Here is a 13,082-nt window from a genome sequence, read left to right on the forward strand (position 1 = left end):
CCCCACCACGACCCGTCCCGCGTGCCCGGGGCCGGCGCATGAGCGTCGTCCCGGCCGCGGACCGGATCTACCACGAGCTGCGGCGCCGGATCATCTTCACCGAGCTGCGCCCCGGCGAGGAGATCGACGTCACGGAGACGGCGTCCGAGTTCGGGACGTCGCGCACGCCGGTGCGCGACGCGCTGCACCGCCTCGACCACGACGGCCTCGTGGACGTGCGCCCGCGCGCGCTGTGCCGCGTCGCCCCGGTCACCCTCAAGACGCTCGTCGACGTGCTCGACGTGCGCGAGGCGACGGGACCGATGGCGACGCGCCTCGCGGCCGCCCACGCGAGCCCGGCCGAGGTCGACGAGCTCGCGGCGATCGCCGAGGGCACGTACCCGCAGGCGCAGGACGTGCAGTCGATCCTGTCGGCGTCGCACCTGTTCCACTGCCGGGTCGCGAAGTACTCGCGCAACCCCCGGCTGCACGCGATCACCGAGCTCGCGCTCGAGGACCTGGAGCGGGCGTTCCGGCTCTGCGGGCGCCAGCCCCTGGAGCCCGGACCTCCGCTCGACGACCACCGGCTCCTCATCGAGGCGCTCCGCGCGGGCGACGGCGAGCGCGCGGCTCGCCTCGAGCTCGAGCACATCCGCCGCGGTCGCAGCGTCGTCATGGGCCTCGCGATCGACTCCGGGGCGTTCTTCGGCGACGACTGAGCGTCTCTTCCGCGCGACGGCCCGCGCCCCGCCCCGCCCGCACGACCCGACCCATCCCCACCACCCGAGAGGACCGCCGTGCCCGCCACCTCGACCGTGCGCGTCGACGCCGCGGACGCCCGTGCCCGGGCCCGCGCGGCGCTCGCCGCCCACGACCCCGCCGACGCCGACCTCGCGGCCCGCGCCGTCGTCGCGGGGGACGCGTCGGGGTGGCCGGAGTTCGGCCTCGCGCTCCTCGTCCGCGAGCTGCGGGACGCGCGCGCGCGGACGACGACGGGGCGCGCCGGGACCGGGGCGCCGTCCGCCGTCGTGACCGGGGCGACCGCGACGCTGGACGCGTACGACCTCCCCGGGCCGGTCGCGCTCGCCGCGGCGGTCCGCCGGGCCGCAGGGCTCGCCCGCGCGCTCGGCGTCGGCGTGGTCGCCGTGCGCCACGCGGGCGGGACGGGGCGCGTCGGCGCGTACGTCCGCGCGCTCGCCGAGGACGGGCTGGTCGGGGTCGCGCTCGCCCAGTCCCCCGCGACCGTCGCCCCGTACGGCGGGACCGCCCCCGTGGTCGGCACGAACCCGCTCGCCGTGGCGGTGCCGCGGGCCGGGCAGGGTCGTGCGCTCGTCGTGGACGCCGCGACGAGCGCCGTCACGCTCGCCGACGCGCGGCGCCGCGCCCGGGAGGGCACGCCCCTGCCCGACGGCGCGGCGCTCGGCCCCGGCGGCGAGGTCACCCGGGACGCGGGCGCCGTCCGCGCGCTGCTCCCCGCGGGGCTGCTCGGGTCCCTCCTCGGTCTCACGGTCGAGGCGCTCGCCGGGCTGCTGACGGGGGCGCGCGGCGACGCCGTGGGGCGCGGGCTCTGGGTGCTCGCGCTGGACCCCCGCGTGTTCGGCGCCGAGGACCTCGCCGACCGGGCCGACCGCCTCGGCGACGACTGGGAGCGCGCCGGGGGCCATGTCCCGGGCGCCCGGCCGGACGCGGAGGCGTTCGACGTCGACCGCGACGTCTGGGACGCGCTGGATCCGGCGACGGGAGGCACGCCGTGACGCTCCGGCTCGCCGTCAGCCCCGCCGACGACCTGCTCGACGTCGCCCGCCGCATCGAGGTGAGCGGCGCCGCACCGGGCGCGCTCGTCACGGTCCGCGCGACGACGGACCGCGCGGGGACCGCGTGGTCCGCCCGCGCGACCTACCGCGCGGACCGGGCCGGCACCGTCCGGCTCGACCGCGACCCGCCGATGACCGGCGACTACGGGCGCGTCGACGGGATGGCGCTCCTCACGTCGCAGCGGCCCGACCCGACGCCCGGCACGACGGCCGGCACGACGCCCGGTCGGCCGGCCACGACCGACGTCGAACGCCCGCTGCGCACGCGCCTCGAGGCGTGGGACGAGTCCGACGCCACGCAGCGCGCGACGGCCGACCTCGTGCAGCGCTGGACCGGGCCCGGGGTGCGACGGCGCGAGGTCCGCGAGGACGGGCTCGTCGGCACGCTCTTCGTGCCGCAAGGCGACGGTCCGCACCCGACGATCGTCGTGCTCAACGGCTCCGGCGGCGGGATCAACGAGCAGCGCGGCGCGCTCTACGCGTCGCGCGGCGTGCAGGCGCTCGCGCTCGGCTACTTCGGCGTTCCCGGGCTGCCCGACCACATCACCGCCACGCCGCTGGAGTACTTCGAGACCGCGCTGCACCACGTGCACCGCGAGCTCGCGCCGCGCGCGGGCGTCGTCGTGGTGAGCGGCCAGTCGCGCGGCGGCGAGCTCGCGCTCCTGCTGGGCGCCACCTACCCCGGCCTGGTGGGCGCCGTCGTCGCCTACGTGCCTGGGGCCCACGTGCACGGCTCCCAGGGCGCCGCGGACCCCGCGCAGGGGTGGGACTCCCCCACGTGGACGCTCGACGGCGAGCCGCTCCCGCACCTGTGGCAGGACAACCCCGGCGTGACGTGGCAGCCGTGGACCGGCGGGCCGCCCCCGGACCGGTACCGCGACGTCTACGTCGACGGCCTGCGCGACCGCCGGTTCGCCGCCGTGTCGCGCATCCCCGTCGAGCGCATCGCGGGCCCCGTCGCGTGCGTCTCCGGCATGGCCGACGGCCTGTGGCCCTCGAGCATGTACGCCCGCCAGGTCGTCGAGACGCTGCGCGCCGCGGGCCACGCCCACGAGACGCTGCTGCTCGACTACCCCGACGCGGGGCACTCGATCGCCCTGCCGCACCTCCCCGTCGCGCAGGGCCCGACGCGCCACCCCGTCTCCGGCATCGAGCTGTCGGCCGGCGGGACCCCCGCGGGCAACGCGTTCGCCGACGCCGACTCGTTCGCGCAGGTGTGCGCGTTCGTGGAGCGCGCGACGCGCGTGCCCTGACCTGCGCCCCGACCCTGTCCAGACCCGTGACCCGACCTGTGACCCGAAACTTCGACGAGAGGACCGACATGTCCGCAGTGAGCGCCGAGTACCGCCAGGAGTGGGAGCGGTGGCACCGCGCCCGGATCGACGAGCTGACGAGCCCGTACGGGTGGATGTCCATGGTCAGCCAGGACTGGCTGACGGGCGACGAGCCGCTGCAGGTCGAAGGCGTGCCCGGCACCTGGTCGGTCCAGGACGACGAGGTCGTGTACACGCCCGACGGCAGCGGGGAGACGGTCACGCTCGACGGCGCCCCCGTGACCTCGCCGACGCCCGTGTCGACCGGCCACAAGTACTCCCTCGTGCCCGCGTTCTACGGCGACCTGCGCGTCGAGACCATCCGCCGCACCGACGCGACCGGCCGCCAGATCTTCGGCGTGCGCGTCCGCGACCCGCGCGAGGCGGCCCGCAAGCGCCTCGACGACATCGAGACGTTCCCGCTCGACGAGCGGTGGATCCTCCCGGCGCGGTTCACGCGGACGGCCGAGCAGGCGTCGGACTACCCGACGGTCGAGCGCGGCGTGTTCGAGGAGCAGCGCGTGATCGGCACCGTGACGTTCACCCTGGACGGGACGGAGCACACGCTCCTCGTCGCCGGGCGCCCGGACGACGACACGGGCATCGAGCGCGGCAACGCGCACTTCACCGACACCACGAGCGGCAAGGAGACCTACGGCAACGGCCGGCTCGTGCGCGTCCCCGACACCGAGCGGAACGGCGACACCGTGGTCGACCTCAACCGCGCCTTCTCCTTCCCGTGCGCGTTCACGAACTTCGTCACGTGCCCGCTCGCCCCGGCGCAGAACCGGCTGCCGGTCGCGGTGACCGCGGGCGAGAAGAAGCCGCCGCTCCAGATCGACCGCATCCAGACCTTCGCGCAGGCCTCCTGACCCGTCCGCGCGACGCCCCCGACGGCGGGCGACCGGCACGTCCGGTCGCCCGCCGTCGTCGTCCCTGCGGCCTCCTCGGCGCCGCGCGCACGGATCCCTTGACACTGGGAAAGCGCTTCCCTACGCTGCGAGAGTCGCGCACACGGACGTGCCGCTCGAGAGCAGGACGGGAGAGCAGGACGCGGCGACCGACGAGGTCACCGACCGTGCGCCCGGCCCGGACGGGCCTCGCCGCAACGACGCGGGGACGAGGACCGACGGCGTGCAGGAGGGCCGGCCCGGCGGCGGACGCCCGGCGGGTCGGTCGCATGACAGCGCTAACCAGCGTCGTGCCAGCACCATCCGACGAAGTGGAGCAGACGATGACGTCTACGCATGCGAGCCGACGAGGCAGGGCGGCGCTCGCCCTGTCCCTCGCGGCCGTCCTGGGAGGAACCCTCCTCGGACCACCGGCGGCCGCAGAGGAGGCCGCAGACGAGTTCAGCGAGGTCCTCAGCTTCGAGTCCTACCAGCGGACCGCCCTGAACGGCCAGGACGGCTGGTCCGCCTCCTCCGCCGCCCGGGTGATCGCCGACCCGCTCAACGGCAACAACCAGGTGCTCGAGATGGTCGGGGGGACCCAGCGCGCCCACCGCGCCGTCCCCGGCATCGCCGACGGGACGACGGGGACCGTGTTCTTCCGCTTCCTGCGCACGGGGAGCGTCGACACGTCGTTCGGGATCACCGACCACGACGCGCCGTCCGACTACGCGCACAGCCGCGCCTACGTGAACAACCAGAACAACGACGTCATGCTCGTGCGCGACGGCGGCGCCTTCAAGCCCGCGGGCGTGTGGTCGCGCGACACGTGGCAGTGCGTCTGGATCGTCGCCGACAACGCGACCGACAAGGTCAGCGTGTACAGCCAGGGCGGCCCGTACGAGGAGGTCACGCGGCTGCCCGCGGGCACCGAGCAGCAGTTCGGCTTCCGGCAGGGCGTGAGCGGCGCGCTCGACCGCTTCTTCTGGATCAACGGCGCGAGCAGCGCGGGCCGGCTCATGCTCGACGACGTCGCGGTCGACACGACCGGGCAGAACCTCGCCGTCCCGACCGGCAACCCGGCCGACTGCGCCGGGGGCGGCACCGCGCCGAGCGAGCCGCTGCTCAACCCGCTGCCGGACCCGACGCCGTCGACCCTCGGCATCGAGGTGACCGAGCTGGCCCAGCTCCCCGAGTCGTCGACGACACCGGCGACGCAGGACCAGCGCCTCGTGCGGCACAACCGGATCACGCACCTCGACGAGATCCCGGACGGCTCCGGCCGCCTCATGGTGCCGGACAACAACGCGGTGCTCTACACGGTCGACAAGGACACCGGGGAGCACGTGGCGTACCTCGACGTGCGCCAGCAGTTCCTCGACAACTTCCACAACAGCGCGGGCCTCGGGACCGGACTCGGCTCCGCCGAGTTCCACCCCGACTTCGCCGAGAACGGCCTGTTCTACACGGTGCACACCGAGGGCGGCACCGCGCTGACGCAGGACACGCCGGACTACCCGGCGTACGGCAACACGCAGTTCCACAGCGTCGTCACGGAGTGGAAGGCCACCGACCCGTCCGCACCGGTCTTCGCGGGCACGAGCCGCGAGGTCCTGCGCGTGCCGTTCGCCGGCCGCGTGCACACGGTGCAGCAGATCGCGTTCAACCCCACGGTGACCGAGGGTGACGCCGACTACGGAAACCTCTACGTCCTCGTGGGCGACGGCGGCAACGGCGTCGGCAACGGCAACCCGCAGGACCTCGCGACGCCGCAGGGCAAGGTCTTCCGCATCGACCCGCTCGGCGACGACAGCGCCAACGGGAGATACGGGATCCCCGCGGACAACCCGTTCGTCGGCACCCCCGGGGCGCTGCCCGAGATCTACGCCCTCGGCCTGCGCGACCCGCACCGCATCAGCTGGGACCCCGAGGGCGACCACACGATGTACCTCGGGCACATCGGCGAGTGGCAGGTCGAGTCGGTGTACGCCGTCGAGCCGGGCGACAACTTCGGCTGGTCCGTGCGCGAGGGACCGTTCCTCGCGGACAACCGGCAGATCTTCCCCCTGCCCGCCGACGACGCGCAGCACGGCTTCACCTACCCCGTCGCCGCGTACGACCACAACCGCGACCCGGGCCAGACCGGCGACGCGGGCGTCGCGCTCAACGGCGGCTTCGTGTACCGCGGGGACATCCCGGAGCTGCACGGCCGCTACCTGTTCACCGACCTCGTGCGCGGGTGGGTCCTGGGCACCGAGGCCGACGAGATGGTCCGGAACGACGGCGACCCGGCCGACCTCGCCGAGATCGAGCACCTGCGCGTGTTCGCCGACGGCGCGGAGACGACGTTCCAGGAGCTCGTCGGCGACCAGCGGGTCGACCTGCGGTTCGGCGCGGACGCCGACGGGGAGCTGTACCTCGTCTCGAAGGCGAACGGGAAGATCTGGCAGGTGACCGGCGCGCGGCGCGCGACGGCCGCCTCCCCCGTCGCGCTGCCCGAGCTCGCCCCGAACCTCGTCGCGCACTACGACTTCGACCACCCCGTCCCGGGTGCGCCGACGTGGGAGGCGGACCAGGGCTGGTCGGGGACCGACATCGAGCTCGTCAACGGCGGCGTCGAGATGCGCGTGGCGGACCGGGCCTACCCCGGTGCGGGCGAGGCGCTCCAGACGCAGCAGATGAGTCCCCGGACGGCGTCGAACGACGACTGGAAGGCCGGCGTCTACGACCCCGACGGCGTCGACTCCCTCGGTGCGTTCGCCGGGGCGGACGAGATCTCCGTGATGGGCTGGTTCAAGCCGACCGGCGAGCACCCCGCCCTCAACTCGGGCACGGCGAACCCCGACGACCGCTACAACGCGATCGGGCTCGCCGGAGTCCTGACCGGGACGTCGGACGGGCACGCGGTGCGCGCGCTGCTCGAGGTCATCACGGTGGACGGCGAGCTGCGGCTCGTCGCGCTCGGGCGCCGCCTCGACGGCGGCGGCTCGTGGACGTTCGCGGCCGACCTGCCGTGGGACCAGATCCTCCAGCGCAACCAGTGGGTGCACCTCGCCGCGACGTTCGACTTCGCGGGCGGGGAGATGAAGCTGTACCGCAACGGCGAGGAGCTCGAGGGCCGGTACACGGCCTCGAACCCGTGGGGCGCGGGCGCGACGTCGCCCACCGACCCCGCGGGGATCAAGATCGGCGGGAGCTTCCCGCAGGACACGCGCGAGGCGAACCCGTTCCACGGCCGCATGGACGACCTCATGTTCCTCGACGTCGTCCCGACGCCCGAGCAGGTCGCCGCGCAGTACGCGCTGTTCGGCGCCCAGCCGGTCGAGCCTCCGACGCCGCCGTCGTGCGCGCCGGCGGGCGAGCCGATCACCGACGTCCTCGGTGCCGAGCACTGGGCGCCGCGCACGCCGTCGAAGTGGCAGTTCCCGGGCGACGCGGTCGTGCTCGCGCAGGCGGGCGACAACCCGAACGACGGCATCCGCCGTCCGTTCGAGTACGCGGTCCTCACCGAGGGCCCCGAGCTCGGGTCGTTCGCGCTCGACGCCGAGGTGCGGCTCGACGCCCCCGCGTCCGTGAACAACCGCGACGTGATCGTGGTGTTCGGCTGGCAGTCGGACACGCAGTACTACTACGCGCACCTGTCGCAGGACAACACGATCTACGCGCACAACGGCATCTTCAAGGTCGACGGCAAGGACCGGGAGCGGATCGACGACCAGTGGGACGGCGCCGTCGGGGCTCCCCCGGCGGTCACCGACGAGGAGTGGCACGACGTGCGCGTCGTGCGCTGCGCGGACAGCGGCGACGTCGCCGTCTACGTCGACGGGCTCGACACACCGCTCCTCACCGCGAACGACACGACGTTCGGCACGGGCCGCGTCGGGTTCGGCTCGTTCGACAACACCGGCAGCCTGCGCGACCTCGTCGTCACGCCGGCGCAGGAGCCGGCCGGCGTGGCGCTCGACGTCGTCGTGACGCCGCGGTGCCTCGCGGGCAAGGCGTACCTCGCGGTCGCGGCGACGAACGCGTCCGACGTCGTGGCGGACGTGACGCTCACGACGGCGTTCGGGTCGCGCACGGTCGCGGGCGTCGCGCCCGGGGCGGCGGCCTACCAGTCGTTCGCCACGCGCGCGACGACGCTCGACGCAGGGGCCGTCACCGTGTCCGCCACGGCGACGGTCGACGGCGAGGAGGTGACGAGCGAGGAGGTGGTCGAGCACGCGGCGCACGCCTGCGGCTGACGCGCCCCTGAGCACCTGAGCTGACGACCCGAGCCGCCCCGGCTCCCACGGCTGCGTCCGACCAGCCTGCGGGACCGGGGCGGCTCTGCGCCCGGTGTCACACGGCCGTCAGCACCGCCACGCCGCGCCGCAGGGCGAGCACGACCGCGCCCGCGACGAAGTAGTCCCGGTCGTCCTCGCGGCGCGCCGCCCGGACGCCGTCGTGCAGCTCCTGCGTCCGCGCGGAGAGCTCGCGCAGCGCGTCCGCGTCGGCGGGCTCCGGGCCGACCGACCGCAGCGCACCGGCGTAGGCGTCCAGGGCACGGGCCGCGAGCGGCCGCAGGCGGGCGCCGAGCGCGAGGTCGTCGCGGTCCTCGCGCTCCCACTCGACGAGCAGCCGCACGAGCGACCCGACGACGCCGGCCGACCCCTCGAGCTCCTGCGCGCGCCGCACCTGCGACGCGGCCCAGTCGCGGTGGCGACGCAGCCGGATGTTGGCGCGCGCGGCCTCCCGTGTCCGCGCGACGGCGTCGCGCGCGCGGGTGAGCGTCGGCTCCACCTCGCGCCGTCGCTCCTCCCACTCCTCCGCCGACGGCGGGCGCTCGCCCGCGAGACCGTCGCCGAGCGCCTCGACCTGGTCGACGAGCGTGTCGCGCAGCCCGTCGAGGGCCTCCTCGGTCGGGGTGAGGGGCAGCGGGGGCACGAGCAGGTTGATGACGACGCCGATGCCCGCACCCACGACGACGAGACCGGCGTACGCGCCGACGAACTCGACCTTCGCGTCGTTGCCGATGATGAGCACGAACAGGGCCGACGTGACCGCCCACGTGCCCATCTCGCCGAACCGCCGCCACCCCGCGCACAGGAGCGCGAGGCCTACGACGACCGCCACGGACAGCGCGCTCGGGGCGAGGACGAGGTCGACGCCCCGGGCGATCGCCGCGCCGACGAGGATCGCGAGGATCGCCTGGGTCGACTCGCGGACGGAGCGCGCGAGCGTGCTCGTCGTCGCGACGACCGCGCCGAGCGGGGCGTAGTAGGGGTACTCGGAGAACGGGGCCGGGGCGAGCACCCCGACGTACCACGCGACGGCCGCCGCGAGCGCGCCCTTGACCGCCAGCGACCACCGAGGGTGGCGCACCCACTGCCGCTGCGCGGCCGTGACCGCGCGGCGCGCCCGTGTCCCCGCCTCCACCACCCGGGGTGCCCGGGCCGCGGGCGGGGTCGGTCCCGTCCTGCTCTCGTCTCGTGCCACGGGACGAGGGTGCCCCGCACGGCGGGCGCCCGCACGCGCGCCTGCCGTGCACGCGCCGGGCACCGGGCCCGAGCAGCGGTTCGACGTGTGAGCGGGCAGAGCCGGTGCTTCACTGGCGGCGTCGGTGCAGCCAGACGCCGACGCCGTCGAGCACCACGGTGGCGTCGCGCACCCCTGCCGTCCGCCCCGTGGCTCCCACGAGGAGGCAGATGATGGTCCGCCGACGCGGCGCGGCAGCCGCAGGAACGAGCATGGTGGTCGCCGCCCTGGCCCTGACGGGCTGTGCGCAGGGCACCGGTGACGACGGCTCGGACGTCGACTTCACGACCGACGGGTCGCCGTCGGGCGAGCTCTCGGTCATGGGCTTCGGGACCGGCGACGAGATCGGCGAGGTCCGCTACGACCGCGCCGTCGAGGGCCTCGACGACGTCGACGTGCGCCTCTCGGAGGGCGAGCTCGACATCCAGGCCTTCCTCTCGGCGGTCGCGTCGGGCAACCCGCCGGACGTGGTGTACGCGAACCGTGACCAGATCGGCACGTTCGCGTCGCGCGACGCGATCCTCCCGCTCGACGAGTGCGTCGCGGCCGAGGAGATCGACCTGGACGCGTTCGTGGACACCGCCGTCGACCAGGTGACGTTCGACGGCAGCGTGTACGGGATCCCGGAGTTCAACCAGGTCCAGGTGACGATGGCGAACGCCGACCTGCTCTCCGCGGCCGGGCTCACCGTCGAGGACGTCAACGGCTCGGACCGCGAGGCCGTCACGGCGGCGAACGAGGCGCTCCTGCGCACCGACGGCGGGGCGCTGAGCGTCATCGGGTTCGACTCGAAGCTGCCCGAGTTCCTCCCGCTGTGGTCGAAGGCGGTGGGCGCCGACCTGCTCTCCGAGGACGGCCGCACCGCGCAGCTCGACGGCCCCGAGGTCGTCGAGTCGCTCGAGTGGGCGGTGGGGATCTACGACGCCCAGGGCGGCTTCCCGGCGGTCAAGACGTTCCGCGACTCCGCCGACTTCTTCGGCGCCGGGAACCAGTTCGCGACCGACGCGCTCGGCGCGATGCCGATGGAGCAGTGGTACATCAACGTGCTCAACGAGTCGTCCCCGGACGCCCCCATGGCGTTCGACGCCGTGCGCACGCCCGACGGCGACGCGATCGCGTTCGCGTCCGGCTCCGCCTGGGCCGTCCCGCGCGGGAGCGAGAACCCCGCGGCGGCGTGCCGGTTCGCGCGCCTCATGACGGAGACGGACGCCTGGGTCGAGGCGGCGCAGGCGCGCGCCGACGCGCGTGCGCAGGACGGCCTGGTCTTCACGGGCGTCCTCACCGGCAACGAGGAGGCGGACCAGCAGATCCGCGACGACCTCGTGCCCGACGACGCGCCCCAGCCGTGGCAGGACGCGATCGACGCGATGTACGAGGCGAACGACGCGACCTTCGCGCTCCCGGCGAACCCCGCGGACAACGAGTTCGAGACCGCCTGGCAGGACGCGGTGAACCGCGTCCTCAACGGCCAGCAGGAGCCGGCCGAGGCGCTCGCGCAGGCCCAGGACGAGGCGCAGAAGGCGCTCGACGACGCCTGGGCGCAGTGGGACGAGGAGGACTGAGGTGGCGGCAGCCGACGTCGCGCCGACCCTGCCGACCCCTCCCCCGGCGTCGGACGGCCACCGCACGGCGCCGGGCGGTCGCCGCCCGCGCCTGAGCGCGTCCGCGCGGCGGGAGCGCAACGCGGCGCTGCGCTTCATCAGCCCGTGGATCGTCGGGTTCCTCGTGTTCACGGCGTGGCCGATCCTCTACAGCGCCTACCTGTCGCTCACGGACTACGACGTCATCAACGACCCGACGTTCGTCGGTCTCGACAACTACCGGGAGATGGCGCAGGACCCGAAGGTCGCGCTGTCGCTGTGGAACACGCTCGTCTACACGGTGGTCCAGGTGCCCCTCTACACGGTCGTGGCGCTCGCGCTCGCTCTGCTCCTCAACCAGGCGGGCCGGTCGGCAGGCTTCTTCCGCACCGCGTTCTTCATCCCCAAGATGACGCCGCCGGTCGCCGTCGGCGTGCTGCTCCTGCTGCTGTTCAACGGCCAGTACGGGGTCGTCAACCAGGTGCTGTCCTGGTTCGGCGTCCAGGGACCGTCGTGGACGACCGACCAGGCCTGGATCAAGCCCGGGCTCGTGCTCATCAGCCTCTGGACCGTCGGGTCGGCCGTGATCATCCTGCTCGCCGCCCTGCGCAACGTGCCGAACGACCTGTACGACGCCGCGCGCGTCGACGGGGCGGGGTTCTGGCGCCGGACGCGCGCCGTCACGGTGCCGATGATCAGCGGCGCGCTGTTCTTCGTCGTCGTCATCAACACGATCGCCGGGTTCCAGATGTTCACCGAGGCGTACTCGGCCTACTTCGGCGCCGGCAACTCCACCTACCGCAACGACGCCGCGCTGTTCTACGTGATCTACCTCTTCCAGGAGGGGTTCCAGGAGCTCCACATGGGGTACGCGTCGGCGCTCGCGTGGCTGTTGTTCGTCGTCATCATGCTCGTCACGCTCGTCCAGCTCGTCGTGTCCCGACGGCTCGTCTACTACGAGGGGGAGCAGCGATGACCACCGCACCCTCGTTCCCCCGCCCCGCCGTGAGCGGCCCGGGCGCCGCGCCGGACCCGGCCACGGGTGCGCCCGAGGCGCAGGGGCCGCCGCCCCCCGCCCGGACGCGCGGCGCCGGGCGCGGGCCGCGCCGCCGGTGGCTGCGCGCCGTCGTGCTCGCCGCGCTCGTGCTCGCCACGGTCGCGTTCGTGTACCCGCTGCTGTGGCTGCTCTCCGCGTCGTTCAAGCCGCGCGCCGAGGTGTTCGACAACCGGCTCGTGCCGCGCACGTTCACGCTCGACAACTACGTGACCGTCTGGCAGGAGGCACCGCTCGCGCTGTGGCTCGGGAACACCGTCGTCGTCACCGTGCTCGCCGCAGGCCTCGTCACGGTGTCGAGCGCGCTCGTCGCGTGGGGCTTCGCGTTCTTCCGCTTCCGCGGCCGCGGCGCCCTGTTCGCGCTCGTGCTCGCGACCATGATGCTGCCGGGCGCCGTGACGATGATCCCCACGTTCCTCATCTGGAACCAGCTCGGGCTCGTGGGGACGAACGTGCCGCTGTGGGCGGGGAACCTGTTCGCGAGCGCGTTCTACGTGTTCCTGCTGCGGCAGTTCTTCCTCGGCCTGCCGCGCGAGCCGTTCGAGGCCGCGCGCCTCGACGGCGCGAACAACTGGCAGATGTTCTGGCGCATCGCGGTGCCGCTGTGCCGGCCCGCCCTCGTCCTGACGCTCCTCTTCGAGGCCCAGGCGGCGTGGACGGACCTCATGCGCCCGCTCATCTACCTGCAGGACTCGTCGACGTTCACCATCCCGCGCGGCCTCAAGGCGCTCATCGACCAGTTCGGCCCCGGCGGCGAGTCGCAGTGGGAGGTCGTCGTCACGGCCTCCGTCATCACGACCCTCCCGATGATCCTCCTCTTCTTCCTCGGCCAGCGGCACTTCGTCGAGGGGGTGGCGACGACGGGGAGCAAGGGCTGAGCCCGCCGTCCCCACCACGCACGCGCACCACGCACCACGCACACGCACCACCCACGGAAG

Annotated in this window: 10 protein-coding genes; 8 read left to right on the top strand and 2 right to left on the bottom strand. The window is 74.2% G+C overall.

All coding sequences use genetic code 11. The features are described 5' to 3' along the window. The first annotated feature begins 38 nt into the window (after nucleotides 1–38). The 5 genes from MT994_RS03920 (at nucleotide 39) to MT994_RS03940 (ending at nucleotide 8,237) form a co-directional block, all read left to right on the top strand. Nucleotides 39–698 (top strand): GntR family transcriptional regulator, encoded by a 660-nt coding sequence (locus tag MT994_RS03920; protein ID WP_021483335.1) that lies wholly within the window; start codon nucleotides 39–41, stop codon nucleotides 696–698. Between the two features lie 78 nt (nucleotides 699–776). Further along, a complete protein-coding gene (locus MT994_RS03925) occupies nucleotides 777–1,733 on the top strand; it encodes an Ldh family oxidoreductase (RefSeq protein ID WP_354805209.1) in 957 nt (318 codons plus the stop codon). Next, the gene (locus MT994_RS03930; protein WP_354805210.1) at nucleotides 1,730–3,046 is read left to right on the top strand and encodes an acyl-CoA thioesterase/bile acid-CoA:amino acid N-acyltransferase family protein; all 1,317 of its coding nucleotides are present in this window, start codon (nucleotides 1,730–1,732) and stop codon (nucleotides 3,044–3,046) included. Before MT994_RS03925 ends, MT994_RS03930 begins: the two co-directional genes overlap by 4 nt. Nucleotides 3,047–3,114: 68 nt before the next feature. Then, the gene (locus MT994_RS03935; RefSeq protein WP_354805211.1) at nucleotides 3,115–3,978 is read left to right on the top strand and encodes a DUF1684 domain-containing protein; all 864 of its coding nucleotides are present in this window, start codon (nucleotides 3,115–3,117) and stop codon (nucleotides 3,976–3,978) included. A 362-nt stretch (nucleotides 3,979–4,340) separates the two neighbouring features. Then, nucleotides 4,341–8,237 carry a PQQ-dependent sugar dehydrogenase gene (locus MT994_RS03940; RefSeq protein WP_354805212.1) on the top strand — a complete coding sequence of 1,299 codons (3,897 nt, stop codon included), beginning with the start codon at nucleotides 4,341–4,343 and terminating at the stop codon, nucleotides 8,235–8,237. Nucleotides 8,238–8,334: 97 nt separating this feature from the next. Here the strand turns inward: MT994_RS03940 and MT994_RS03945 are convergent, their stop codons facing one another. Then, complete coding sequence (locus MT994_RS03945) at nucleotides 8,335–9,471, bottom strand: hypothetical protein (RefSeq protein WP_354805213.1); 1,137 nt, start codon at nucleotides 9,469–9,471, stop codon at nucleotides 8,335–8,337. Nucleotides 9,472–9,580: 109 nt separating this feature from the next. Next, on the bottom strand, nucleotides 9,581–9,724 hold the full coding sequence (locus MT994_RS03950) for a hypothetical protein (protein WP_163187287.1): 144 nt from the start codon (nucleotides 9,722–9,724) through the stop codon (nucleotides 9,581–9,583). Between MT994_RS03950 and MT994_RS03955 the strand changes: the two genes are divergently transcribed. From MT994_RS03955 to MT994_RS03965, 3 genes are read left to right on the top strand one after another with little or no spacing between them, the layout of a single operon-like run. After that, entirely contained in the window at nucleotides 9,723–11,072 is a 1,350-nt protein-coding gene (locus tag MT994_RS03955) for an extracellular solute-binding protein (protein ID WP_354805214.1), read from the top strand. The genes MT994_RS03950 and MT994_RS03955 overlap by 2 nt on opposite strands. 1 nt (nucleotide 11,073) lies before the next feature. Then, the gene (locus MT994_RS03960; RefSeq protein WP_232322557.1) at nucleotides 11,074–12,066 is read left to right on the top strand and encodes a sugar ABC transporter permease; all 993 of its coding nucleotides are present in this window, start codon (nucleotides 11,074–11,076) and stop codon (nucleotides 12,064–12,066) included. Next, entirely contained in the window at nucleotides 12,063–13,022 is a 960-nt protein-coding gene (locus MT994_RS03965; RefSeq protein ID WP_085387839.1) for a carbohydrate ABC transporter permease, read from the top strand. Before MT994_RS03960 ends, MT994_RS03965 begins: the two co-directional genes overlap by 4 nt. Nucleotides 13,023–13,082 lie beyond the last annotated feature (60 nt).

Origin of the sequence: Cellulosimicrobium sp. MI9406, assembly GCF_040595865.1 — a bacterium.
Taxonomy (GTDB): domain Bacteria; phylum Actinomycetota; class Actinomycetes; order Actinomycetales; family Cellulomonadaceae; genus Cellulosimicrobium; species Cellulosimicrobium funkei.

Coding starts and splice junctions, on each gene's coding strand:
- MT994_RS03965 (WP_085387839.1), top strand. CDS start 12,063: ATGACCACCGCACCCTCGTTCCCCCGCCCCGCCGTGAGCGGCCCGGGC.
- MT994_RS03940 (WP_354805212.1), top strand. CDS start 4,341: ATGACGTCTACGCATGCGAGCCGACGAGGCAGGGCGGCGCTCGCCCTG.
- MT994_RS03935 (WP_354805211.1), top strand. CDS start 3,115: ATGTCCGCAGTGAGCGCCGAGTACCGCCAGGAGTGGGAGCGGTGGCAC.
- MT994_RS03920 (WP_021483335.1), top strand. CDS start 39: ATGAGCGTCGTCCCGGCCGCGGACCGGATCTACCACGAGCTGCGGCGC.
- MT994_RS03950 (WP_163187287.1), bottom strand. CDS start 9,724: ATGCTCGTTCCTGCGGCTGCCGCGCCGCGTCGGCGGACCATCATCTGC.
- MT994_RS03955 (WP_354805214.1), top strand. CDS start 9,723: ATGGTGGTCGCCGCCCTGGCCCTGACGGGCTGTGCGCAGGGCACCGGT.